This is a genomic window from Natronomonas gomsonensis, assembly GCF_013391635.1.
GTDB lineage: Archaea > Halobacteriota > Halobacteria > Halobacteriales > Haloarculaceae > Natronomonas > Natronomonas gomsonensis_A.
Genome location: NZ_JACAWU010000002.1, coordinates 1,628,830 through 1,651,466, shown reverse-complemented (window position 1 = coordinate 1,651,466; position 22,637 = coordinate 1,628,830). Strand labels below are relative to the sequence as shown.

Annotated in this window: 24 protein-coding genes; 11 read left to right on the top strand and 13 right to left on the bottom strand. The window is 65.4% G+C overall.

All coding sequences use genetic code 11. From position 1 onward, the window contains the following. Positions 1-10: 10 nt before the first annotated feature. Positions 11-544, bottom strand: coding sequence for a CDP-2,3-bis-(O-geranylgeranyl)-sn-glycerol synthase (locus HWX69_RS17110; RefSeq protein WP_178918238.1), 534 nt, complete (start codon positions 542-544; stop codon positions 11-13). An 87-nt stretch (positions 545-631) separates the two neighbouring features. On the opposite strand from HWX69_RS17110, the gene HWX69_RS17105 reads away from it, so the two are divergent. After that, positions 632-1,468, top strand: coding sequence for a proline dehydrogenase family protein (locus HWX69_RS17105; protein ID WP_178918237.1), 837 nt, complete (start codon positions 632-634; stop codon positions 1,466-1,468). Here the strand turns inward: HWX69_RS17105 and HWX69_RS17100 are convergent, their stop codons facing one another. The 3 genes from HWX69_RS17100 to HWX69_RS17090 form a co-directional block, all read right to left on the bottom strand. Next, positions 1,469-2,107 carry a DUF502 domain-containing protein gene (locus tag HWX69_RS17100; protein ID WP_178918236.1) on the bottom strand — a complete coding sequence of 213 codons (639 nt, stop codon included), beginning with the start codon at positions 2,105-2,107 and terminating at the stop codon, positions 1,469-1,471. It abuts the gene before it with no gap. 61 nt (positions 2,108-2,168) lie between these two features. Then, positions 2,169-3,530, bottom strand: a complete 1,362-nt coding sequence (locus HWX69_RS17095; RefSeq protein WP_178918235.1) for an MATE family efflux transporter — start codon at positions 3,528-3,530, stop codon at positions 2,169-2,171. 96 nt (positions 3,531-3,626) lie between these two features. Further along, positions 3,627-4,220 (bottom strand): conditioned medium-induced protein 4, encoded by a 594-nt coding sequence (locus HWX69_RS17090; protein ID WP_178918234.1) that lies wholly within the window; start codon positions 4,218-4,220, stop codon positions 3,627-3,629. A 96-nt stretch (positions 4,221-4,316) separates the two neighbouring features. On the opposite strand from HWX69_RS17090, the gene HWX69_RS17085 reads away from it, so the two are divergent. The 6 genes from HWX69_RS17085 to HWX69_RS17060 all read left to right on the top strand — a co-directional run bounded on the left by HWX69_RS17085 (position 4,317) and on the right by HWX69_RS17060 (position 10,585). Continuing rightward, entirely contained in the window at positions 4,317-4,904 is a 588-nt protein-coding gene (locus HWX69_RS17085; protein ID WP_178918233.1) for a biotin transporter BioY, read from the top strand. Beyond that, the gene (locus HWX69_RS17080; RefSeq protein WP_178918232.1) at positions 4,901-5,599 is read left to right on the top strand and encodes an energy-coupling factor ABC transporter ATP-binding protein; all 699 of its coding nucleotides are present in this window, start codon (positions 4,901-4,903) and stop codon (positions 5,597-5,599) included. Before HWX69_RS17085 ends, HWX69_RS17080 begins: the two co-directional genes overlap by 4 nt. Then, positions 5,593-6,306, top strand: a complete 714-nt coding sequence (locus tag HWX69_RS17075; protein WP_178918231.1) for a CbiQ family ECF transporter T component — start codon at positions 5,593-5,595, stop codon at positions 6,304-6,306. The genes HWX69_RS17080 and HWX69_RS17075 overlap by 7 nt, the downstream gene beginning before the upstream one ends. Positions 6,307-6,405: 99 nt before the next feature. After that, entirely contained in the window at positions 6,406-8,577 is a 2,172-nt protein-coding gene (locus tag HWX69_RS17070) for a heterodisulfide reductase-related iron-sulfur binding cluster (RefSeq protein ID WP_178918373.1), read from the top strand. A 76-nt stretch (positions 8,578-8,653) separates the two neighbouring features. Beyond that, positions 8,654-9,886 (top strand): digeranylgeranylglycerophospholipid reductase, encoded by a 1,233-nt coding sequence (locus HWX69_RS17065; RefSeq protein ID WP_178918230.1) that lies wholly within the window; start codon positions 8,654-8,656, stop codon positions 9,884-9,886. Between the two features lie 45 nt (positions 9,887-9,931). Then, the gene (locus HWX69_RS17060) at positions 9,932-10,585 is read left to right on the top strand and encodes a hypothetical protein (RefSeq protein ID WP_178918229.1); all 654 of its coding nucleotides are present in this window, start codon (positions 9,932-9,934) and stop codon (positions 10,583-10,585) included. Here HWX69_RS17060 and HWX69_RS17055 read toward each other — a convergent pair. From HWX69_RS17055 to HWX69_RS17045, 3 genes are read right to left on the bottom strand one after another with little or no spacing between them, the layout of a single operon-like run. After that, on the bottom strand, positions 10,580-11,167 hold the full coding sequence (locus HWX69_RS17055) for an L-threonylcarbamoyladenylate synthase (RefSeq protein ID WP_178918228.1): 588 nt from the start codon (positions 11,165-11,167) through the stop codon (positions 10,580-10,582). The genes HWX69_RS17060 and HWX69_RS17055 overlap by 6 nt on opposite strands. After that, entirely contained in the window at positions 11,164-11,679 is a 516-nt protein-coding gene (locus HWX69_RS17050) for a peroxiredoxin family protein (RefSeq protein ID WP_178918227.1), read from the bottom strand. Before HWX69_RS17050 ends, HWX69_RS17055 begins: the two co-directional genes overlap by 4 nt. After that, on the bottom strand, positions 11,676-11,978 hold the full coding sequence (locus tag HWX69_RS17045; RefSeq protein ID WP_156707854.1) for a glutaredoxin family protein: 303 nt from the start codon (positions 11,976-11,978) through the stop codon (positions 11,676-11,678). The genes HWX69_RS17050 and HWX69_RS17045 overlap by 4 nt, the downstream gene beginning before the upstream one ends. Before the next feature lie 122 nt (positions 11,979-12,100). On the opposite strand from HWX69_RS17045, the gene HWX69_RS17040 reads away from it, so the two are divergent. Next, complete coding sequence (locus HWX69_RS17040; protein ID WP_178918226.1) at positions 12,101-13,480, top strand: hemolysin family protein; 1,380 nt, start codon at positions 12,101-12,103, stop codon at positions 13,478-13,480. Positions 13,481-13,495: 15 nt separating this feature from the next. Here HWX69_RS17040 and HWX69_RS17035 read toward each other — a convergent pair whose 3' ends face one another. After that, complete coding sequence (locus HWX69_RS17035; RefSeq protein WP_178918225.1) at positions 13,496-14,665, bottom strand: inorganic phosphate transporter; 1,170 nt, start codon at positions 14,663-14,665, stop codon at positions 13,496-13,498. A gap of 91 nt (positions 14,666-14,756) precedes the next feature. Between HWX69_RS17035 and HWX69_RS17030 the strand changes: the two genes are divergently transcribed. Then, positions 14,757-15,353, top strand: coding sequence for an IMPACT family protein (locus tag HWX69_RS17030; protein ID WP_348643038.1), 597 nt, complete (start codon positions 14,757-14,759; stop codon positions 15,351-15,353). 147 nt (positions 15,354-15,500) lie between these two features. Here HWX69_RS17030 and upp read toward each other — a convergent pair whose 3' ends face one another. Continuing rightward, the gene (upp, locus tag HWX69_RS17025; protein ID WP_156707857.1) at positions 15,501-16,172 is read right to left on the bottom strand and encodes a uracil phosphoribosyltransferase; all 672 of its coding nucleotides are present in this window, start codon (positions 16,170-16,172) and stop codon (positions 15,501-15,503) included. Positions 16,173-16,262: 90 nt separating this feature from the next. Here upp and HWX69_RS17020 point away from each other — a divergent pair, with 90 nt between their 5' ends. Beyond that, a complete protein-coding gene (locus HWX69_RS17020) occupies positions 16,263-16,961 on the top strand; it encodes a DUF5828 family protein (protein ID WP_178918223.1) in 699 nt (232 codons plus the stop codon). A gap of 9 nt (positions 16,962-16,970) precedes the next feature. Here HWX69_RS17020 and HWX69_RS17015 read toward each other — a convergent pair whose 3' ends face one another. After that, positions 16,971-17,474, bottom strand: a complete 504-nt coding sequence (locus tag HWX69_RS17015) for an amino acid-binding protein (protein WP_156707859.1) — start codon at positions 17,472-17,474, stop codon at positions 16,971-16,973. A gap of 87 nt (positions 17,475-17,561) precedes the next feature. Here HWX69_RS17015 and HWX69_RS17010 point away from each other — a divergent pair, with 87 nt between their 5' ends. Beyond that, complete coding sequence (locus tag HWX69_RS17010) at positions 17,562-17,990, top strand: PaaI family thioesterase (RefSeq protein WP_178918222.1); 429 nt, start codon at positions 17,562-17,564, stop codon at positions 17,988-17,990. Positions 17,991-18,005: 15 nt separating this feature from the next. On the opposite strand, the gene HWX69_RS17005 is transcribed toward HWX69_RS17010, so the two are convergent. From HWX69_RS17005 to HWX69_RS16995, 3 genes are all read right to left on the bottom strand, one after another. Then, a complete protein-coding gene (locus HWX69_RS17005; protein WP_178918221.1) occupies positions 18,006-19,697 on the bottom strand; it encodes an aldehyde ferredoxin oxidoreductase family protein in 1,692 nt (563 codons plus the stop codon). A gap of 59 nt (positions 19,698-19,756) precedes the next feature. Further along, on the bottom strand, positions 19,757-21,649 hold the full coding sequence (locus HWX69_RS17000) for a cation:proton antiporter domain-containing protein (protein ID WP_178918220.1): 1,893 nt from the start codon (positions 21,647-21,649) through the stop codon (positions 19,757-19,759). Positions 21,650-21,723: 74 nt separating this feature from the next. Beyond that, on the bottom strand, positions 21,724-22,635 hold the full coding sequence (locus tag HWX69_RS16995) for an MBL fold metallo-hydrolase (RefSeq protein ID WP_178918219.1): 912 nt from the start codon (positions 22,633-22,635) through the stop codon (positions 21,724-21,726). Between the last annotated feature and the right edge of the window lie 2 nt (positions 22,636-22,637).

Below are 22,637 nucleotides of genomic sequence, written 5' to 3'. Positions count from 1 at the left end.
TCCGATGTGATTACCACGGTTCGTCCTTCAGGCCGAGCGCGTAGGCGATGGCGTTCGTCACGACGTGGAGCATGGGCGTGAGCACGATGACTGCGACGATGACCGGGAGGGTGAACGTCTCGCGGAACCAGCCATACGAGAGGATGGCGGTCAACAGCAACGCGACCACGACGAAGTCGAGTTGGTCGACGACGGGGAAGACGGCGCCGCGCTCCCGGCCGGTCCGGCGTTTTGCGAACGACGCGAGGATGTCGCCGAGCATCGCGCCGAAGGCGAGACCGACGGCGGCCGTGAGGGGGAACTCGGGGAGGCCGAGGCTAGCGACGCCGTTCAGCGCGTTGAGCAGGAGTGCGATGACGATGCCCGCGGCGGTCCCGAAGGCGGTCCCACGCCACGTTTTCCCATCGCCGAGAATGCGTTTGCCGTCGTCGAGTCGGCGGCCGCCGTCGATTGGTTGGCCGCCGCCGGCCAACACGGCGACGTTGTTGGGGATGTAGGCGGGCAGCATCGCCCACACGGCGACGACGAGAGTCTCGACTACCATATCCGGCCTCCAGTCGGCACGAGCATAAGACCGGGGGATTCCGCTCGCGGGGGTATCCTCTTGAGGCGGGCGGGAGTACTCGAACGTATGCTACCGCCAATCGCCCGGCGGTTCGTCGCCGGCGAGTCGCCCGCGACCGCGATGGACCACGCGCGCCGACTCAACGACGACGGAATCGGCGCGATACTCAACCTGCTGGGGGAACACTACGACACGCGCCCGCCCGCCGACGCCGACACCGACGCCTACTGCCGACTGCTCGGAGAACTCGGCGATAGCGACCTCGACGCCTGTATCTCGGTGAAACCCTCTCAACTCGGCCTCGACGTCGATGTCGGCGTCTTCCGTGAGAACCTCGAACGCATCGTGGAGGCGGCCGCCGACGCCGGTGCCTTCGTCTGGATGGACATGGAGGACCACACGACCACCGACGCGACGCTTTCGGCCTTCGTCGCACAGGCCGAAACGTATCCTCGCATGGGGTTGTGTCTGCAGGCCAACCTCAAGCGGACGGCCGCCGATATCGAACGGCTCGCGGACGTACCGGGGAAGATACGGCTGGTGAAAGGCGCCTACGACGAACCGCCCGAAGTCGCCTACACCGACAAACCGCGGGTGAACGAGGCCTATCGGGAGTACCTCGAGTTGGCGTTCCAAGAGTTCGACCGCGGCGTCGCCGTCGGGAGCCACGACCCCGAAATGATAGCCCACGCTGCCGACCTCCACGCGGAGTACGGCACGCCGTATGAGGTCCAGATGCTGATGGGCGTCCGCGAGGACGCCCAACGGGAGTTGGCCGCAGAAGGCGTCACCGTCTACCAGTACGCTCCCTACGGCGACCGCTGGCTGTCGTACTTCTATCGGCGGCTGATGGAGCGCAAGGAGAACGCGCTGTTCGCGCTGCGGGCGATTCTCACCGGCTAATCAGTCGTCGACGGCCTCGTCGTCGGCCCGAGGGGCCGGCGTCTCCTCTGTCACGTCGATTTGGATGCTCTGCTCTCGATTCTCGCCGAAACCGGCGCTGAGGATGCGGGTCAGGGCGTCTTCGACCTTCTCGTCGACCTCCTCGTAGCGGTCCGGTTCGACCTCGACGACGAATCCCGTCGTGATGTTCGGTGCGGTCGGCAGAAACAGCACGTCCTTGCCGTCGTCGGTCGTCTTGCCGGTCTTGAAAGCGGTCATCCGCATCCCGTTCCACGTTTCGAGTTTCACCGGGGTCTGGAGGTCGTCGGGGCCGGAGACGGCGGTTTCGACGGCCATCTTCGAGGCGTTGTACACGACCCGCAGCCCCGGCAGGCGGTTCATCACGTTGTCGAGTGACTGTTCGAGGAGGTCGCCGACGGTCGTTCGCATCAGATAGCCGACCGAGAGAACCAACAGCGCGAACAGCACCAGCGTGACGAGGACGCGGACCACGACGGGCTGGTTCGCGAGCGCTTGCTCCAACAGTGGCAGGTTGGCTATCGACTGGTAGATGAAGGCGACGACGTACGCCGTCACGAGCAACGGCACCAGTACGATGAGTCCGCTCGCGATGTCACGCTTCCACGAAGGCGGCAGCATTCGTTTCAACATTCCCCCGCGGTGTATTCAGCGCTTCGACCTGACGACGCCGTCGAGGCGATTATCCGACGCTCCCGCGGGCTTCGAGCATCGACGCCGCCCGTTCGGCCCATCCGCTGTAGTGAAAACTCCCGGCGACGACGGCCGCCATCCAGACGTACGTGAGGCCGATGCCAAAGTACGCCCCGAGGACGCCGTACCCGAGGACGACGCCGACGACGTAGGTAACGCCCAACATGAACAGCACCATCCCCGAGGTGCGGGCGAGAAACGGCGCTCGCGTCTCGCTGGCGCCCGCCAACGCCCCCTGCAGGACGGAGAATGTGACGAGGAATCCGGCGGTGAGTCCGTACACGCGGGCGAAATCGACCGCGTAGGTGACTGTCGCGGCGTCGTCGGTGAACAGCGAGACGAACGGCCGGGCACCGACGGCCAACGCGAGGCCGAAGACGCCGACCGTTCCGATGCCGAGTGCGACCGTCGCCCACCCCTCGAATCGGGCCGTCTCCGGGTCGCCCGCCCCGAGCGATTGCCCAACGAGGATGCTCGCACCGACGTTGAACCCCCGCGACAGCGGCCCGGTCAACTGCTGGTAGAGCCGCCGGCCGATGTGGAACGCCGCGTTGACCTCGGTACCGAATCCGAGCAGTATCGCGTTCAGCGGGAACTCCGCCAGCGTCGAGACGAGTCCCTCGGCGACCGACGGCGCGCTCACACGGAGCAGTTGTTTCGTGACCACGACGTCGGTCGGTCGCGTGAGGTTCGCGTCCGCCCAGTCGGTCGCCAACGCAACCACGAGCACACCGGCCGTAAACAGGTTCGCACCCGCGGTCGCGATGCCGACGCCGACGATGGAGAGCCGAGGCGCACCGAACAGTCCGAGGCCGAGCGTGAGCGACCCGAGGATGTTCAGGCCGTTGGCGACGATGTTGACGTACATCGGCGTCCGGGTGTCACCGGTCCCCTGCAGCGACCGCGCGGCGATGAGCGCGACGTGTCTCGCCGGCGCCGTCGCGAGGACGATAGCGAGGTACTGTCCGCCCAGTCGAGCCACTTCGTCGGGCGCCCCCAACAGCGCGATGGCGGCCTCGCCGTACAGGACGCCCCCGACGGCGAAGGGAACGCCGACGAGCAACCCGAGGCCGAGTGCCTGCGTAATCGCTTCGTCCCGGTTCGCCGTCGCGCCGCTGCCGGTGTCCTGTGAGGACAGCGCGATGGCGCCGCTGCCCATCCCGAGGCCGACCCACAGCGGGAACCGCGCATACAGGTCGGCGAGGCCGATGGCGGCGACGGCGACCGGCGAGAACAGCGCCGTCACGAGGATGTCGACGGTGCGCATCAGCGTCCGCGTGGTCTGTTCGACCATCACCGGCCACGACAGCGAGAGGACCCGACGCCACACCGAGACGAACCGCTCGCGCATTGGACCGCCTTCGCCGCGGTGGCGTTTCTATCTTCGTCTCACGGAAAGCCGACGGACTGACTCCGTCGCGGGCATCGTGTCGTGTGAGGACTGTCCTCAGAACTGTACGTTGGTCTCCATGCCCTCGGTGGCCTCTTCGAGACCGTCGTCCTGTACATCGGTCGTGAGCTGTTGGCTCAGGTCTGCCGTGGCGACGAGGTCCTCGAACTTGCTTCTGAACCGGCCGCTGACGCGTCGACTCTCGTCTCGGGCGTTGACGACCCGGCGATACCGTCGGACGGTCGACTCGGAGACGCCGAGTGTCTCGGCGATGTCGCCCGCCGCTCGGTCTTCGGCGAGGAGCTCGCGGAACCGTTCGAAGTCGAACGGCGCGTCGGTGTCGCTCTCCCGGAGGAGGTGTAAATCGAGGCGGGCACGGAACACTGTCCGCTGGTCTACATCCAGCGCCTCGGCGATGTCCCCATCGGAGTCCCCGGCGTAGAACCGCTCGACGACCGCCACCAGTGCCTCGTCGTCCAGCGACGTGTCGAACCCACAGACCTCCCGCATCTCGGCGACGATGGCGGCGAGTCCCTCGGTCGACGTCTCGCCGGTGAGCGAGCCACGGGATTCGGACTGCCGTTCGGTGACGGTGTCTTCGTCGGTGATATCGACGAAGATATCCCGTAGCTCCTCAGTTTTTTCGTCCATCTCAACTACGTATTAACCGGGCCTGTGCACATAAGCCTGTTCCCGAGCGCGTCGTCGACCGATACACAAAAGAGGGTTGACGAACTCGCAGGGAGTATGGCTAACACATCGACAACCGACGTCGACCTCGTCGGGTCGGAGATGACGCTGAACGTCGCCCGCGTCGCCCTGTTCGCGGCGTTGATGGGCGCCTTCGCCTACGTATCGTTCCCGAATCCGCTGGTTCCGAGCGTTCCGGTGACGCTGCAGGTACTCGGCGTATTCCTCGCGGCCATTTTCCTCGGACCGGTGTGGGGAGGCGCGGCGATGGTCGTGTATCTGCTCGCGGGCGCGCTGGGCGTGCCGGTGTTCTCCAGTGGGTCCGCCGGGTTGGGTTCGTTCTTCGGTGCGACCGGCGGGTATCTGGTGTCGTATCCATTCGCTGCCCTCCTCGTCGGGGCCATCATCCACGGCGGTTTCGAACCGGAGGCTCCGAAATCCGTCTCGGTCGGCCGCCTCATCGTCGGGATGGCACTCGCGGTCCCGGTCGTCTACGCCTTCGGCATCCCCGTCTACTGGTACTACCTCGACGTGACGTGGACGACGGCCATCGTCAACGCTGGTCTGCTGTTCCTCCCGGCCGAAGCCGTAAAAATCGCCGCCGCCGTCGGCATCGTCCATAGCGACCGCCTCAACACCGCATGATTCGAACCGAGGGTCTCGTTCACCGCTACGGGGAGACGACGGCCCTCGACGGCGTCTCGCTGACCATCGAGGACGGCGAGTTCCTCGTCCTCGCGGGTGCCAACGGCTCCGGAAAGACCACGCTGGTCCGACACTTCAGCGGGCTGTTGGAACCGGACGACGGCGAGGTGTCCGTCAACGGTCGGCCGGTCGACGAAGACCTCGTCGCCGCACGGACGGCCGTCGGCATGGTGTTTCAGAACCCGCGGGACTGCTTCGTCGCCGCCACCGTCGGCGCGGACGTGGCCTTCGGCCCCGAGAACCTCGGCCTCACGCGGGCCGAAATCGACGACCGGGTAGAATCGGCGCTGGACGCCGTCGACATGGCCGACCGAGCCGACGAGCGCCTCGACCACCTCTCCGGTGGCGAACAGGCCCGCGTCGCTATCGCCGGAGCGCTCGCGATGGACCCCGACCACCTCGTGTTGGACGAACCGTTCGCGGGGCTGGACTGGCCGTCACGACGGGCCGTCCTCGACCACCTCGATGGGCTCGCGGAATCCGGGACGAGCATCGTCGTCGTCACTCACGACCTCCGGGACGTACTCGGGCGGGCCGACCGCGTCGTCGCGCTCTCGTCGGGGACCGTCGTCTTGGACGCCAACCCGGAGACGGCTCGTGACCGACTTGCCCAATTCGACGTGCGACCGTGCTGAGCTACGAACCCGGCGACTCGCTGGCCCACCGTCTCGACCCCCGTTCGAAACTCGCCGTCCAAATCGGCTTCGTCACCGTCGCCTTCGCCTACACGACGCCTCGCGGTCTGGCCGTTTTGTCCGTCGTCGCCGTCGGCATGCTCGCCGTCGCCGCGACGCCGCCGTGGACGGCCCTCTCGGAGCTGAAGTACGTCCTCCCGCTGTTGGCGGCCGCGCCCGTCGTCGAGGCGCTGACGCTCGGGTCCCCGTGGGTCGTCGTCGGTGATGCCGTCGCGCCGGCACTCGCGGCCTACCGAATCCTGTTGGTGTTGGCCGTCAGCGCCGCCTATGTCCGGACGACGCCGGTTCGGGAGTCCCGCGCTGTCGTCCAGCGACACGTCCCCGGCCGAACCGGACAGTTCCTCGGGATGAGCGTCGCCTTCGTCTTCCGGTTCTTGCCCGTCCTGCAGGCCGACCTCGCCCGGATTCGCGACGCCCAACGCGCGCGTCTCGGCACCGAACGCCCCGTCCACGAACGCATCGCGTCGGTGTTGCTGTCGGCGCTCGACGGCGCCTTCGACCGCTCCGAGCGGTTCGCCGACGCCCTGCAGGCCCGCTGTTTCGCGTGGAACCCGACGCTGCCGGCGCTTCGGTTCACGTGGCTCGACGGGCCGGCGCTCGTCGTCGCCGGGTGCTTCCTCGTCGTCGCCATCGTGACAGTCGTCTGAGCGGCCACTCGAAAGCCAAATTTTGCCACAACAGCGCCCTACGGCGGTTCCGTGTAACAAAACTTAAGCGGATACGCCCCTGCCTATTGCCGTATGTCCATGGCGCTTCAGGCGGGAAGTGAGGTCACACGGGAGACCTACTGGCTCATCGGCCCTGTCCAGAAGGCGGTCTTCTACTTCCTCGCCACGTTGACGGTACTCGTCCTCGCCATCGGCGTCTATCAGCGCTTCGCGCGATACGCCGAAGGCACCGAGGACTGGTTCGACCGGCTCGACGACCTGCCCGGACGGGTCGTCAGCGCGGCGAAAATCGTCGCATCGAACGAGAAACAGTTCAACCGCGATCTGGTCGGCGGCCTCATGCACGCCTTCATCCTCTGGGGCTTTCTGACCCTGCTCATCGCGACGACCATCCTCTTTATCGACATCGACTTCTACCGCATCGTCATCGGTGATTCCTTCTTCGTCGGTGACTTCTATCTCTCCTACTCGCTCGTGACCGACGCGCTCGGCCTGCTGTTCGTCGTCGGCCTCGCCATCGCGCTGTGGCGGCGCTACGTCACCCGCAACGACCGCCTGTGGGGCAAACACACCAACTGGGAGGACGCCTTCCTCGTGTGGTCGCTGTTCCTCATCGGCGTCGGCGGGTTCCTCCTCGAGGGGCTCCGTATCCTCGGAAACGGGTTCCCCGCCCACGAGACGGTGAGTTTCGTCGGCTGGGCGACCGCCCTCGGTCTGCAAGGTATTGGGATGGACGCCGCGATGGTCCGGACGGTGTACCCCGTCGCGTGGTGGTCCCACACCCTGCTCGCGTTCGTCTTCCTCGCGGCGATCCCGTATGCCAAACCGTTCCACATGATCTCGTCGTTCGCCAACATCGTCGCCCGCGACGAGAAAGCCGGCGCGCGACTGCCGGGTGTGCCCTCCGACCTCGATGCGACCAACGCCGAGTCCATGGACGACTTCACGTGGAAGGAGATGCTCGACCAGGACGCCTGTACGAAGTGCGGCCGCTGTTCGTCCGTCTGCCCCGCCAACGCCTCCGGCCGACCGCTGGACCCCCGCGACGTGATTCTCGACCTCAAGGAGTACCGCGAATCGCTGGACGCCGGCGGCGACACGGAGGAGATCATCGCCGACGGCGGCGTCATCGACACCGAGACGATGGAGTCCTGTATGGCCTGTATGGCTTGCATGGACGCCTGTCCGGTCGAAATCGAGCACCTCAAATCGTTCACTCGGCTGAACCGCCAGCTCGTCGACCAGGGCGACGTTCGCCCCCAGATTCAGGACGTCTTCCAGAACGTGATGACGAAGGGCAACACCTTCGGCGACTCGCCGACCGACCGCGGCGACTGGGCCGACGACCTCGACTTCGAGGTCACCGACGCCCGAGAGGAGTCCGTCGACTACCTCTGGTACGTCGGCGACTACCCCTCCTACGACGAGCGCAACAAGAAGGTCGCCCGTTCGCTGGCGAAAATCTTCGAACACGCCGACGTCGACGTGGGTATCCTCTACGAGGACGAGGTGTACGACGGCAACGACATCCGCCGTATCGGCGAGGAGTTCCTCTTCGTCGAGCAGGCCGGCACGCTCGTCGACACCTTCGAGGAGTGCGATTACGACACTATCGTCTGTACGGACCCCCACTCCTACAACACGTTCAAAAACGAGTACCCGGAGGTCGACTTCGAGGAGTTCGCCGACGACCCGATGATGGAGTTCGCCATCGAAGGCTACTGGAACGCCGACGGCGACATCGACGTGTACCACTGGACGCAGGCCGTCGAGGAGCTGGTCGACTCGAACGTTCTCGGCCTGTCGGGAACCGAACTCGACTACACGGTCACCTACCACGACCCCTGTCACCTCGGCCGGTTCAACGACGAGTACGAGGCGCCACGGGAACTCGTCCGTGCGACCGGGTGTGACCTCCACGAGATGCCGCGCAACCGCGAGAACTCTTTCTGCTGCGGTGGCGGCGGCGGCGGTCTCTGGATGGACCTCGAAGAGGAGACCAAACCCAGCGAGGAACGCCTCCGGGAGGCGCTGAACGACACCGAGGCCGGCGAAGCCATCGAGAAGTTCGTCGTCGCCTGTCCGATGTGTATGACGATGTACGAGGACGGCCGCAAGACCGGTGGCTTCGAGGAAGACATCGAAATCGTCGACGTGGCGGAACTCATCGTCGAGGCCCTGGAGTCGAGCGGCGCGACGGTTTCGGCGTCGGCCGAGACGCCAACCGACGCCGCGCCCGCCGACGACTGACGCTCGGGCCACTATTTTTTCGGTGCCGACGCGGCAAGTCAGGAAAACTCATTACGGAAACGCGTGAGGAACCCGTATGCGCGAGCGCTTTGACGTGGTCATCGCCGGGGCGGGTCCGGCCGGCGGGCAGTGTGCACGCGACCTCGCCGCGAGAGGGTACGATGTCGTCGTGTTGGAGACGGAATCCGAAGACGAGTTCCCACGTCAGAGCAACAAGTCCACCGGCGGGACGTTCCCGTCGATGATGGCGTCGTTCGGAATCCCCGACGACGTGGTGATGCAGTTCACCGACGACGTGGTCATCGAATCGCCGAACGACTACTTCGCCCGGGAACGGCCGGGCGCAGTCCTCGATTTCGGCGCGTTCAAGGAGTTCCTGGTCGAGGACGGCCAGCAGCGCGGTGCGGAGTACTACTTCGACGCCCGGGTCTCGAAACCCATCGTCGAGGACGGCGAACCGGTCGGCGTGAAGTACAACGGTTCGGAAGAGGTGTACGGCGACGTGGTAATCGACGCGACGGGGCCGGCCGCGCCGCTGGCGAAGGACCTCGGGGTCACCGACCTCTCTCGGCAGAACCACGCCATCGGAATCGAATACGAGTTCGAGGGCGTCGACCTCGACCACGAGGGGTACGCCGACCTGCATCGGTCGATGATGTTGCGGCTCGACCACGAGTACGCTCCCGGCGGCTACTCGTGGATTTTCCACACCGGCGGCGACACCGCGAAGGTCGGGCTCTGTTACATCCGCAACGACAGTTACCAGCGCTACGCCGAGGTCGACCGCACCATCGACGGCTATCTCGACCACTGGCTCGACACCGACCCACGCTTCGAGAGCGCCGAACGCATCGAGGGCCGGCAACACCGCGGGTCGGCACACATCCAGCCGCCGACGAACCTCAGCACGGACCGCTTCATGGCTATCGGCGACACCGTCCCGACAATCGACCCGCTGTGGGGCGAGGGAATCAACAAGTGTATGCAGTCGGGGCGTGCGGCCGCAAAAACCGTCGACAGCTGTCTGACCCCGTCGAACCCCGACACCTCAGCCGACGCCATCTCGCTGTACGACGAGCTGTGGCACGACGAGGTGGCCCCGGACATGGACTCGCGACTGTTGATGACGGAGATGCTGTATCTCGCGCCGAACGACCGCTACGATACCCTGCTGTCGGACCTCAACCGTCTCGACGACGAGACGCTCCAGCGAGCCAACGCCGGCGAGAAGCGGGCCATCCTCAAACTCCTCCACGCCAGCGACGTTCCGCTGCTCGTTCGGCTGGCGAAACATCGACGCGGCCGGTAACCCGACGAGCGAGGGTTCAAATACGGGAAGGCGACCAGACGTCCCGTGGAGACATTCAGCGACCTCGCGACGGCGGCGTACTGTCCGCGAAAACTGTACTACCGTCGGCGAGACGACGACCGCGGCCCGCCCGAGAAAATCGAACGAATCCGAGCACTCGCGACGCGCTACGAGGCACTCCTGGATTCGGCGACGGACCTCTCGGCGGAACCGATAGCGACCACGCCGACGCAGTACCGCTCGAACCTCGGCAGCGCGAAGGCCCGTCTCGACTGCTGGGAGACGCTCGCCGATCCCCCGAAGACGGACGTGCTGTTGGAGGGAAAGGACTGTCGCGGCATCGCTCACAAACTGCTCGAAGACCCCGCCGTTCCGGTCGTCGTTTCGGCAGGTGAACCGCCGGAGCGCGGCGTCTGGGAACCACAGTCGGTTCGGGCGACCGCGGCGGCGAAGGCGCTGGCGTGGGAGCGGGAGGAGCCAATCGAGCGCGCGTTCGTCGAGTATCCCGCCTACGGCCGCATCCGTAAAATCAGACTCACGACGCGCCGCAAGGCTACCTATCGGCGGGCGCTTCGAACCGTCCAATCGCTCGATGGGCCACCGCCGCGGCTGCACGACGACTCCCGATGTGGCCCCTGTGAATACCGCGGGCAATGCGGGGTGAAAACGCGGTCGCTGCGGTCGCGGCTTCCCCTATAGATGTTCGTCCAGCCACGCCTCGATGTCGTCCGCGCCCGCCCCCCGACGGACGATTTCGCCGGCCGAAACGTCGACGACTGTGCTTTCGGTTCCGGGAGTTTCGCCCCCGTCGATGACGACCGCCCGTTCGCGGATGGTGGCGTCGATTTCGTCGACTCGGCGGGCGCTCGGTTCGCCGCTCCGGTTGGCACTCGTCGCGGTTATCGGGCCGGTGCGACGCGCGAGGCTGCGTGCGACGTCGTGGTCGGGAACCCGGATTCCAACGTGGTCTTTGCCGGCGACGAGAGCGTCTGGGACGCGGTCGTTGCGCTCCAACAGCACCGTGACGGGGCCCGGGAGGAATCGCTCGCAGAACGCCCGTTCGAGCTTGGAGGGGTCGGTGTAGTCGGCGGCGACATCGGCGTCGGGAAGGGCCATCGAGAGCGGTTTGTCCCGGGGTCGGCCCTTCGCCTCGAAGACACGCTCGATGGCGTCGGTGTCGAGGGCGTCGGCGCCGAGGCCGTACACCGTCTCGGTCGGGTACACCACGAGGTCGCCGCGGCGAATCGCCGCGACGGCCGCTGTCAGGTCCTGGTCGGTCACAGCCGTTCGATTGCGGCCTCGATGTCGCTGTACGGCGGGAACTCCGGCCACTCCGTCGCGACCCAGGCCTCCCGAATCGTTCGGTCCTCGTCGATGACGAACACCGCCGGCCGCGGTTCGGCGATGCCGTTCATCCCGTCGAGGTCGTGACTGATGCCGTAGGACTCGGCGACGCCGTTCTGTGGGTCCGAGAACAGTTCGTAGTCCTCGACCTCCCACTCCTCGAGGAACCGGGAGTGTTCGTACGGCGTCGAAATAGAGAGGCCGACGATGTGCGCGTCGTAATCAACCCATTCGCGGTCGTCGATTTCCTGCCAGATGTACGTCGCCGGGAAGTCGCCATCCATCGGGTAGAACACGAGGACGACCGGCTCGTCGTCAGTCAACGCCGACAGCGAGGCGTCCTCCCAGTACTCGTCGTTGACGAGTGGCCGTGTGAAGTCGGGTGCGGTCTCGCCAGCCTCGGGGTGGTCGGCGTCGCCCAGTTCGACGATGTCGAAGCCGAGGTTCATTCGGCATCACCCGCCGCGCTGGCGGTGACATGTGCCGGGTCTACGTCGCCGTCGCCGTACGTCGTTTCGAGATACTCGACGATGTTCGCGCTCTCGCTCATCGTGACGCCGGTCGATTCGTCGACGATCGCGGGGACGGTTCGTGCGCCGCTGATTCGCTTGACGACATCGCGACGGGAGTGTCGCGCCTCGACGAACCGCGAACGGTACTCCAGACCGAGGTCGTCCAACACGCGCACGACGCGCTCACAGAACGGACACGCCTGCAGTCGGTACAGCGTAATCGCTGGTTCGGACATACCGTCACGTTGGGGTGGTCTCCGCCTAAGGGTGTCGCCCGCGGACACACACGACACACGACCTCGGTGTTCGCGTCCATGACAACTCTTAATCCCGCGGCCGAAGAACAACGCACGTCTAAATGGGCTCTCTCGCGCTGTCGGTCGTCACGGTCTGGTTACAGGCTGCCCCCGACGCCGGCGAACTTCCGTTCAGTGACACGACCGTCATCGTACTCGGCGGCGTGGTAATCCTCGGATTGGTCGCACTCTCGGGGTTCTTCTCGTCGTCGGAGATCGCGATGTTCTCGCTGCCACCCCACCGGGTGGATGCCCTCGTCTCCGACGACATCCCGGGGGCCGAGACGCTGAAACACCTCAAGGACGACCCCCACCGGTTGCTCGTCACGATCCTCGTCGGCAACAACATCGTCAACATCGCGATGTCGTCGATAGCGACGGGGCTGTTGGCGACGTACTTCCTCTCACAGGGGCAGGCCGTCCTCGCGTCGACGTTCGGCATCACCGCCCTCGTGTTGCTGTTCGGCGAAAGCGCGCCGAAGTCCTACGCCGTCGAACACACCGAGTCGTGGGCCCTCCGCATCGCTCGGCCGCTGCAGTACGCGGAGTACGTCCTCATGCCGCTGGTGATTACCTTCGATTACCTCACCCGGCAGGTCAACCGACTCACCGGCGGCCAGTCCTCGATCGAGTCGACGTACGTCACTCGCGAGGAGATTCGCGACATCATCGAGACGGGCGAACGCGCCGGCGTCCTCGAGGAGGACGAACGCGAGATGCTCCAGCGCATCTTCCGCTTTACCAACACCATCGCCAAGGAAATCATGACGCCACGGCTGGACATGGAAGCGGTCTCGAAGGACGCCAGCATCGAGGAAGCCCTCGAGAAGTGTGTCCACTCCGGTCACACACGCCTCCCGGTGTACGAGGGTAGTCTGGACAACGTTCTCGGCATCGTCCACGTCAGCGACCTCGTCCGCGATTACTCCTACGGCGAGGGCGAGAACCTCGAACTGGAGGACGTCATCGAGGAGACGCTCCACGTCCCCGAGTCGAAGAACGTCGACGAACTGCTCGCGGAGATGCGCGAAAGCCGGATGCACATGGTCATCGTCATCGACGAGTTCGGCACCACAGAGGGATTGGTGACGATGGAGGACATCACCGAGGAAATCGTCGGCGAACTGCTGGAAGCGGGCGAAGAGGAGCCAATCGAGTTCATCGACGACCGCACCGCGATTATCAAAGGCGAAGTGAACATCGACGAGGTCAACGAGGCCCTCGACATCGACATCCCGGAGGGCGAGGAGTTCGAGACGCTGGCGGGGTTCATCTTCAACCGCGCCGGTCGCCTCGTCGAGGAGGGCGAGACCATCGAGTACGACGGCATCGACATCCATATCGAGAGCGTCGAGAACACGCGCATCATGAAGGCCCGCCTCGTCCGCACCGAGGCCTACGACGAACCGGAGCCCGAAGAGCAAATCGCCGACGAGGAGTGACGCGTCCGACGACGATTACAGCACCGCCGTCGCGGCGGTGTAGAGGCCGAAACTCAACACGCTGGCCAATAGCAGCGACCCGACCCACGCCAACACGGTGTACCCCATTTTCCCACGGCTGACACCACCGGTGCCGGCGGCCGCGCCGGCGCCGACGACCGCCGAGACGATGATTTCGTTGAACGATATGGGAACGCCGAGCAGGATGGCCGTCTGTGCGATGGCGAAAGAGGGAATGAGCGCGGCGATAGAGCGGCGTGGCCCGAGCGAGGAGTAGTCCTGTGCGATGGCCTTTATCATCCGTGGCGCGGCGGTCCAGGATCCCAACAGCAGGCCGAAACCGCCGCCGAACAGCAGCGCGATGAGCGGAATCTCGACGCTCGTGGTGTCGAACAACGGCAACAGGGGACCGAGCGCGAGCCCGACCTGACTGCCGCCCGCGGAGAAGGCGACGAGCGCACCCAACGCGAGCAGGAAGTGGCGTTGGCCCGCCGCTTCGTCGCTGCGCATGTCGGCGGCGAGTGCGCCCGCGACGGCGCCCGCGAAGACGAGCGTCACCGCCACCTGACCGGGGAGTCCGCCACCGAGCGTCGTCGAGAGGCTGCCGACCCCGTCGGGCGGCCCCAGAAGGACGAACTCGACGTTCGCCAACAGCGCGCCGACGACGCCGGCGAGTGCGGGAATCGCCACCCGTTCCGGGACCGCCTCCCGCCGGAGTAGTTTCGCCGTCGCGTAGGCGATGCCGCCACCGACGAACGGGGTCAGCGTCCACACCGAGAGTATCTCCGTGTACTTCGTCCACGCGGGGCCACCCCCCATCGCCAGGCCGGCGCCGACGACCGCACCGGTGACGGTGAAGGCCGTCGCGATGGGGTAGCCGGTGAAGATGCCGACGGCGACGAGGCCCGCGGCGATGCTCAACGCGACGATGGCCGCGCCGGGCGACAGCGTCGTGCCGACGACGAGTTCTCGACCGACTGCTTCAGTGACGTTCGCGCCCTGTAGCGTGGCCCCGAGCAGGCCGAGAATCCCGACGAAGAAGCCGGCGCGCATCACCGAGATGGCGTTGGCGCCGACGGCGGGTGCAAACGGCGTCGACCCGGACGACCCGGCGCCGATGGCCCACGCCATGAACAGGCTGGCTCCCCCGGCGGCCACGAACGTCGCGAGCGTCAACGCCTCCATCGAAAGCGACTTCGTCGGCCGTCCGTATAAATACCGGCCGAACGCGCTTGCGACGCGAAACGCGTTTACCGACCGCGTTCGGAGTCGGTGTGTGTCCGACGACGCCTATCTGACGCTGGCCGGTCGGGGGACGGCGCGGTTCACGGTGCAGGGGTCGGAGTTCATCGGTCACGCCGCGCCGGTCGACTCCGTCGAGGCCGCGGAGGCGTTCGTCGACGAAATCGAAGCCGAGTACGACGACGCCACCCACAACGTGCCGGCCTACCGGGTCCGGGCGGACCCGTTTCGGGAGTACGCCTCCGACGACGGCGAACCCTCCGGGAGCGCCGGAAAACCGATGCTGTCGGTGCTCTCGGGTCGGGAGTTGGAGAACGTCGTCGTCGTCGTCACACGCTACTACGGCGGGACGAACCTCGGTGTCGGCGGCTTGGTCCGGGCGTACTCGCAGGCGGCGAAGGACGCCGTCGACGCCGCCAGCGTTATCGAACAACGGCCACAGGAGACGTTTCGCGCCGTCGTCGACTACGACGACTCGGGGACGGTCCGGGGAATCCTCGAAAGCGAAGCCGTCACGTTCGAGGCCGACTACGGCGAACGCGTCCGATTCGAAATCCGGGTGCCGGTCGCCGAGGCCGACGCGCTTCGTGACCGTCTTCGGAGCGCCACCAGTGGTCGAATCGAGCTATAACGTCGTTGTCGGTCGTACGTCTGACGCTTCGACAGGAACGAAACCGCAGGAAAGCGGCCATCTCCACGTGAAGTAGAGGGGTTGAGACGGGTTCGGGTGGAAATCAGTCGTGGCTGCGGTCTCGCGTATCTCGAGGAGAAACGCCGGTCAGGTGCCGAAGGCTCGGTCGCCCGCGTCGCCGACGCCGGGGACGATGTAGCCGTCGTCGTCGAGGCGCTCGTCGATGCTGACGGTGAGGATGTCGGCCTTCGGGAACGCCTCGTCGACGCGGACGAGTCCCGGCGGCGCGCTCACAGCCGAGAGCACCACGAGCCGTTCGGGGTTGCCCTTCTCCAAGACTTCCTCCAACACCGCGACCATCGTGCTTCCGGTGGCCAACATCGGGTCGGCGACGATGACGGTGTCGTCCTCGTTGATGTCCGGCAGTTTCACGTAGTCGACGGTGATGGGGAACTCGCCGTCGTCGTCCATGCCCGCGTCCTCGTCGCGCCCCGCCGAGATGACGCCCTGGCGGGCGTGCGGGAACGCCTCGACTAACCCCTCGACGAACGGCGTCGCCGCCCGCAGAACGTTGACGATGACCACATCGTCGAGTCCCTTGACGACCTCGCCGGTGGTCTCCGCAAGCGGCGTCGTAATCGAGACGTACTCGGTGTCCATCATGCCGTCGATGATTTCGAAACCACAGAGCCGCCCGAGGTCGATGAGGCCGTTGCGGAACGCGACCTGGTCGGTGTCGACCGACCGAAGCTCCGAGAGGGTGTGCTTCGCGAGCGCGTGAGTGATGACGTGGGCGTCATCACGGTCCTCGATTGGCATACCGGTAGGCCGTGCGCCGACGGCTTAAAGCCAGTCGTTGGGAGCGACGAGCGACAAGAGGTAAACGTCCCGGCACCGTAGCCGCCAGCAATGGAGGTCGAAGAGAGCGTCTCCGGCTTCAAAGTTCGTGGGAGTTGGGGAGACATCGTCGAACATGGCGAACGACTCACTCGTGCGCTGAAGGACCTCGCCGACGAGGAACAGGACGTCGACGAGACTGCCCTCGAAGAGTGGGACGAATGGCGGCCGAAGGCCGACGAACGGCTCGGCGAGGACGTCAACGAAAAGACCGCCGAGAAGGCGAGCGTCTCGGAAGGTGAAGGGGAAAAAGCGGGCAAGGGACCGGACGAAGATCTGAAGACGGCCGGCGAGAAACTCGCGGACTCCTACGACAGCCTCGAAGACCCCGAGGAGGCGGTCAACGAGTGGCGGAAGTCCATCAACTACGTCGCCCGCGCCGCCGACTCCGCGACGCGGAAAGCCCTCCGGAAGGTCGAGGGTAGCGTCTACAAGAACGTGATGACCCAGGTGTCGCCGTACTACTTCGACAACGAACTCGTGAGCGCGAACCTCTCACGAGCCGACACCGACGACTACGTCTTCGAGGTGAACGTCAACGACGACGACCTGAAGATTCGCGTCTCCAACAAACTGGCCGACTACGAGACGTCGGTCGACCGCTGGCACGTCGACACGCCCAAAGACACCGGGGTCGCCGAAGCCGTCGAGGGCCACGCACCCCCCGAGGACGAGGAGACCCACGGCGAATCCGAACCGACGAAGAACTGATAGACGGCGTCACTCCAACTCGATTTTCCGGACGAACGGCAGCGACCGAATCTCGTTTATCAACTCGCCGTCGAGCGATTCGTCGGTAACGATGTACAGTTTCGGTTCGTCGGTGAACTCCGGGTCCTCGCTTATCGTCTGTCGAATCGAGATACCGTGGTCTGCGATACAGCCCGTCACCGCGGCGACGATGCCAGGTTCGTCGGCGTCGCCGACACGAACCGTGAGGACGGTCAAATCGAGTACCGGCGCGAGGTCCATCAACGACGGAATCGCGGAGATGTTCTGGAAGATGCGCCGGAGTTCGTCGTCGGCGAGGATGGCGTCGGTCGTCGCGTCGACGACCCGCCGGTCGACGTCGATCTCCCGGGCGATTCCCGTGTTCGGAATCTCGATGCCGCCGGAAACGACTCGCCCCTCGTCGTTGACCGAAAAGCCCCGCTCCAACAGCAGCCGAATGACAGCCTGTTGGCTCGGGCTGTCTTCGAACTTCCGCATGATTTCGTCGAACATACACGCTTCTCGGGGGCGGTGATGTTGTCAGTTACGCCACCCTATCCGAGGGGACGGATTTTTCCCCGCCGACGGTGGAGTTCGGGTATGGTCCTCTCGGAGCTGTTCGACGAGATGCCGTTCAACGACCGCCTCGGAATCGAACTACTGGACGCCGAGGACGGTCACGCGAAGGGGAAACTGGAGCTCTCCTCGGAGCACTCCTCGAACCCGAACACGATGATTGCCCACGGCGGCGTCACGTACGCCCTCGCGGACACCATCGGCGGTGCGGCGGCTGTCTCCGCGAACTACACCGTCACGCCGACTATCGACATGCGCATCGACTACCTCTCGCCGGCTACCGGCGGGACGCTGTACGCCGATGCGGAGGTCATCCGAAACGGCAACAACGTCGCCACCGTCGAAGTCGACGTTACCGACGAGGAGGGAACCGACATCGCCACCGCCCGCGGGACGTACAAAACGGGCGGCGGCGACGGGTCGTCGGCGTGGCGCGGCGAACCGGACGAATAGCGGGCTGGCGTCGGTTCAGTCGTCTGCCGGGGCCGGACTGCCACTGACGCTCGCGTCTGGGACGGTGCCGTCGTCGTTCCAGCCACGCAGTTCGTAGTAGTTCGACAACTCCGCGTCGAGACCCGCCAGTTCGTAGGGGAGGGCGTCGTCGTCGCTGCGGTCGAAGCCGCGCTCGTTGTTGAAGTGGCGTTCGAGTTCGATGATATTGCCGCCGACTTCCTGAAACGTCTCCCAGTCAGTGTCGAACAGCCGCGCGTAGCGGTCGTGGTCCATACTCGAGAAGGCGAACTTACAGAGGACGCCGGAGTCGTGGACGGCGTTTTTGTTCTCCATCTCGATGAGCCGCTCGGATTTCCCCTCGACGCCGTCGGAGTCAAGCGCCTGGTCGGGCGCGACGAGCGGGTACTCGAGTTGGTACATCTCGGCGTACATGTGGTCGGCGCCGCGGTTCGAGGTGGCGAAGGACAGGCCCTGTCCGTTCAGCGTCCGGCCGTCGTGGGCGGCGAACTCCATGCCCTTCATCGTCCAGTTGTCGACGCCCAACTCCTCGTGGAAGCGGTCGATTCCCTCCGCGAGCGTGTCGCCGACGCCCTCTCGGAAGGCGATTTTTTCGATAAGGTCGTGGATGAGGTCGGTGTTGCCGAACTCGTCTTCGGCGGCGAGGTAGGCCGCAATCGAGTCGCCACAGGAGATGGTGTCGAGTCCGTACTGGTCACACAACTCGTTGGATTTCATGATGGCGACGAAGTCGTCGACGAGAGCGTTCGAGCCGAACGACATCATCGTCTCGTACTCGGGGCCCTCGGTTTCGAGCCCGGACTCCTCGTCGCGGGTCGGCAGTTTACACGCGAAGGCACACGACGAACACGTTCCCTTCTTGTATTTGTGTTCGATGACGGCAGCCGAACCGATGTCGTCGACCCCGTCGTAGCGAAGCTCCTCGAAGTACTTCGTCGGGAGTGCGCCGACGGCGTTGGCGTAGTCGGAGACCGAAACCGTGCCGGCGTCTTTCATCGGACTGCCGGATTCGGAGGCCTCCTTGTGAATCTCCATGACGAGTTCCTCGTCGACGCCCTCGATTTCGGGTCGGGAGTCGCCGTCGAATGTGAGGAACTTCACGTTCTTCGCGCCGAGGACGGCGCCGAGGCCGCCGCGGCCGAAGGCGCGGGATTCGCTGGTCATGATGGAGGCGAACCGCACCTCGTTCTCGCCGGCGGGACCGACGACGGCGGTGTGTTCCATGTCGAGTCCGGACGACTCCTCGATGTACTCGGTCGTCTCCTCGACGGTCGCCTCCGCGAGGTCGGGGACAGCCTCGAACTCGACGCCTTCGTCGGTGACGTGGACGCCGACGAGTTCGTCACTCGCGCCGGCGATTTCGACGGCCGAATAGCCAGTGTCGACGAACGGCCGGGACATGAAGCCGCCGGCGTTCGACGACAGTAGGCCGTCGGTCAACGGCGAGAGGCCGGTACAGGACATCCGGCCGGTGTAGCTCATCATCGACGTTTGCAGCGGTCCCGTCGCGAACACCAGTCTGTTTTCGGCGCCGAGCGGGTCGGCGTCGAACGGAATGCGGTCGTGGGCGAGTTTCGTGCCGACGCCGCGGCCGCCGACGAACGCCTCCAGTACCTCGTCGATGTCTTCCTCGGTCGTCTCCTGTCGTCCGACGTCGATAGACAGAAGCGGGCCCTCGGTGTGAATCATGGTCTATCCTATAGGAGAGAGCGGACCCCTTAAACGGTCTGCCACGAATCCTCGGGGGGTTAATCCCCGCGACAGAGGGCCATCGCGTCCCGAACCGCGTCGTGTTCGCCGACGAGGGTGATTCGGTCGCCCTCCTGGAGGACGTAATCGGCCTCGGGGACGAACGTTTCATCGTCGTGGGAGACGAGAACGACCAGACAGCGCCCCGGCAGTTCCGGACCGACCTCGCTGATGGTCTGGCCGACGAACTCGCTGTTGCGAACAGTCACTTCCTGTACGTCGCCCTCTTCGCCGATGGACCCGGACCAACTGGCCAGCGCCGGCCGCTCGATGGCGTTGTCCATGGCCTGGGCCGTCGCCAGCGTCGAGGAGATGGTGTCGACGCCCAACTCATCGAAGGCCTCGACGTTCTCGGCGTCGTTCGCCCGGCAGATGACGCGCTCGACGTCGAACTTCGTGACGGCGAGTTGGCCGACCAGCAGGTTCACCTCGTCGTTACCGGTCGCTGCGACGACCGTCGAGGCGTTCTCGACGCCGGCCGACCGAAGGGTGTCGATTTTCGTCCCGTCACCGATGTGGACGGTGAACCCCTCCTTGCGGGCCCGTTCGACTGCTTCGTCGTCGTTCTCGATGATGACGACGTTCTCTCCTCTGTCTTCGAGGCGTGTGGCGACCTCTCGGCCGACCTGTCCGCCTCCGATTACGAGTACACGCATTGGTATCACGTCGAGGTATTCCGCGATGTGACGGGCGAACCCGCCCTGCAAGACGACCGTCGCGAGAATCACGAGGAACACGGTTCCGACCAGAAGCGTCGCGTTGGCCTCCAGCTGGGCGGCCCGTGCCATCTGTCCGGCGGCCGCTGCTTCCTCGGCGACGGTCTGGAGTTCGATGGCGAACAGCGTCGCGACCGACGCGGGGATGATTCCCCGCGGCCCGACGAAGCCGACGAACAGCCGTTCGGAGCGCGTGAAGTTGCCGCCCACCGTCGAGAGATACACCAACAGCGGACGGATGAGGAACGCGACGGCGACGACGACGGCCACGCCACCGATGCCGAGCGCCAGCAGGTCTTCGAGTTCCAAAAGCGCCGCCAGCGCGATGAAGACGAACGACAACACGATGAGCGTGATGTCGCCTTTGAACTCGGATATCTGTTCCTCGTAGGGGATGTCGAGGTTCCCGAGGACGATACCGGCGGTTGCGGCGGCGGCGACGCCCGCCTCGCTGGCGAGGATTTCCCCGGTGCCGAAGGCGACGAGCGCGCCGGCGAGGACGACGAGTCGAGCGTTCCGGGGGGCGTCCCCCGGCGAGAGGTCGATGTACCTGAGAACGAACCAGACGGCGGCAGCGACGGTGGCTCCGATGAGTATGCCGCCACCGAGGCGCTCGATGAACAGCGCCAGGAAGGCGCCGAGAGTCGGCTCTTCGAGGCGAATCACTTTGAACACCACGACGGCGAGGATGGCCGCAGTCACGTCGTTGACGATGCCTTCGGTTTCTAGTGCGGCCTGCACCCGGTCGCGGACGGGAACAACGTTGAGGATGGGCGTGATAACCGTCGGGCCGGTCGCTATCAGGAGCGCGCCGACGAGAAACGCGATGCCCCAGTCGGCTCCGAGGGCGAACCGAACCGCGACCGCCGTCCCGACCAGCGCGATGAGCGCGCCGATAGTTATCAGCCGGAGGCTCTCGCTCGTGGCCTGTCGAAGCTTCTCAACCCGGAGATGAAAGGCCCCTTCGAAGACGATGATGGCGACCGACAGTCCGACGATAGCCGGAAGGGCCCCGAAGGAGTCGCTCGTCACGACGCCGAGTCCTTCGGGGCCGAGTCCAATGCCTGCGGCGAGCAGGAAGACGATACTCGGCACTTCGAAGCGGTCAGCGAGCAACTGCGCGCCGACGCCCAGCGCGATGATCGCCGCGACGAGTGGAATCAGTTGACTGGACACGGTCCCTCCGTCATCGACTCATCGGTTCACCGCCGTGGCGAATAAACCCCGGGGACGCAGTCGGCGTAGACGGTTCACTCGCTGTCTTCGGCCCGTTCGTCGAGGTAGTGGAACACGCCCCTGACGTTCATCGCTACTTCGCCGTCGCCTTTCTTTTGCCCCCACACCTCGCTGATGTCGCTCTCGTCGACGAAGTGCTCGATGACTGCCTCGTCGTCGTCCAATTCCTCGCGTTTCTCGGCGACGCGTTCGACCCATTCGGCGATGACGCCGACGTACTCCGAGAGCCGTTCGTCGGTCGCCGCCGGACCGAAGTGGGCGTAACACAGCGTCTCGGGGTCGATTCGGGCTATCATCCGGGCGTCCGCGACGACCGCTTCGAGGTCGAACCCCGGCGGTGGGGAGGTCTCGCGGATGGCGTCGTATTCGGGCACGTAGATACCCGCGGCGTCGGCGGTGAACACGATGTCGTCGTCGGGTTCGTGGAAGATGGCCTGGTGGAAGGCGTGGCCGGGAGCGTCGTGGGTCTCCAGATGCCGGTCGCCAAGATCGATAGTGGTGCCGTCGTGAATCGGCTCGATGCGGTCGACCGGAACCGGTTTCGGCTCCGTGTAGTACTCGATTAGCTCGCCGACGGCGCTTTTCGTCCCTTCCCAGAGGGCCTCCGGGTCCGAGAGGAACTTCGCGCCCTTCTCGTGAACGTACACGTCGGCGTCGGTTTCGGCGGCGAGAAAACCCGCCCCACCCGCGTGGTCGAGGTGGACGTGCGTGACCACTATCGCCTCGAGGTCGCCCGGCGCGATGCCGATCGACTCCAGTGCGGTCAGGATTCGCTCGTAGTTCGTCCCGATGCCCGTATCGACGATAGCGGGACGCTCGCCGTCGAGGATGTAGACGGCACCGTACCCGGAGGTGCCGTACATGCCGGTGTCGACGTAGTACCAATCCGTCATCGAACGCACCTCGTACACGTCTCCGATTCCCATAC

Coding starts and splice junctions, on each gene's coding strand:
- HWX69_RS17110 (WP_178918238.1), bottom strand. CDS start 544: ATGGTAGTCGAGACTCTCGTCGTCGCCGTGTGGGCGATGCTGCCCGCC.
- HWX69_RS17105 (WP_178918237.1), top strand. CDS start 632: ATGCTACCGCCAATCGCCCGGCGGTTCGTCGCCGGCGAGTCGCCCGCG.
- HWX69_RS17100 (WP_178918236.1), bottom strand. CDS start 2,107: ATGCTGCCGCCTTCGTGGAAGCGTGACATCGCGAGCGGACTCATCGTA.
- HWX69_RS17095 (WP_178918235.1), bottom strand. CDS start 3,530: ATGCGCGAGCGGTTCGTCTCGGTGTGGCGTCGGGTCCTCTCGCTGTCG.
- HWX69_RS17090 (WP_178918234.1), bottom strand. CDS start 4,220: ATGGACGAAAAAACTGAGGAGCTACGGGATATCTTCGTCGATATCACC.
- HWX69_RS17085 (WP_178918233.1), top strand. CDS start 4,317: ATGGCTAACACATCGACAACCGACGTCGACCTCGTCGGGTCGGAGATG.
- HWX69_RS17080 (WP_178918232.1), top strand. CDS start 4,901: ATGATTCGAACCGAGGGTCTCGTTCACCGCTACGGGGAGACGACGGCC.
- HWX69_RS17070 (WP_178918373.1), top strand. CDS start 6,406: ATGGCGCTTCAGGCGGGAAGTGAGGTCACACGGGAGACCTACTGGCTC.
- HWX69_RS17065 (WP_178918230.1), top strand. CDS start 8,654: ATGCGCGAGCGCTTTGACGTGGTCATCGCCGGGGCGGGTCCGGCCGGC.
- HWX69_RS17050 (WP_178918227.1), bottom strand. CDS start 11,679: ATGAACCTCGGCTTCGACATCGTCGAACTGGGCGACGCCGACCACCCC.
- HWX69_RS17045 (WP_156707854.1), bottom strand. CDS start 11,978: ATGTCCGAACCAGCGATTACGCTGTACCGACTGCAGGCGTGTCCGTTC.
- HWX69_RS17040 (WP_178918226.1), top strand. CDS start 12,101: ATGGGCTCTCTCGCGCTGTCGGTCGTCACGGTCTGGTTACAGGCTGCC.
- HWX69_RS17035 (WP_178918225.1), bottom strand. CDS start 14,665: ATGGAGGCGTTGACGCTCGCGACGTTCGTGGCCGCCGGGGGAGCCAGC.
- upp (WP_156707857.1), bottom strand. CDS start 16,172: ATGCCAATCGAGGACCGTGATGACGCCCACGTCATCACTCACGCGCTC.
- HWX69_RS17020 (WP_178918223.1), top strand. CDS start 16,263: ATGGAGGTCGAAGAGAGCGTCTCCGGCTTCAAAGTTCGTGGGAGTTGG.
- HWX69_RS17015 (WP_156707859.1), bottom strand. CDS start 17,474: ATGTTCGACGAAATCATGCGGAAGTTCGAAGACAGCCCGAGCCAACAG.
- HWX69_RS17010 (WP_178918222.1), top strand. CDS start 17,562: ATGGTCCTCTCGGAGCTGTTCGACGAGATGCCGTTCAACGACCGCCTC.
- HWX69_RS17005 (WP_178918221.1), bottom strand. CDS start 19,697: ATGATTCACACCGAGGGCCCGCTTCTGTCTATCGACGTCGGACGACAG.
- HWX69_RS16995 (WP_178918219.1), bottom strand. CDS start 22,635: ATGGGAATCGGAGACGTGTACGAGGTGCGTTCGATGACGGATTGGTAC.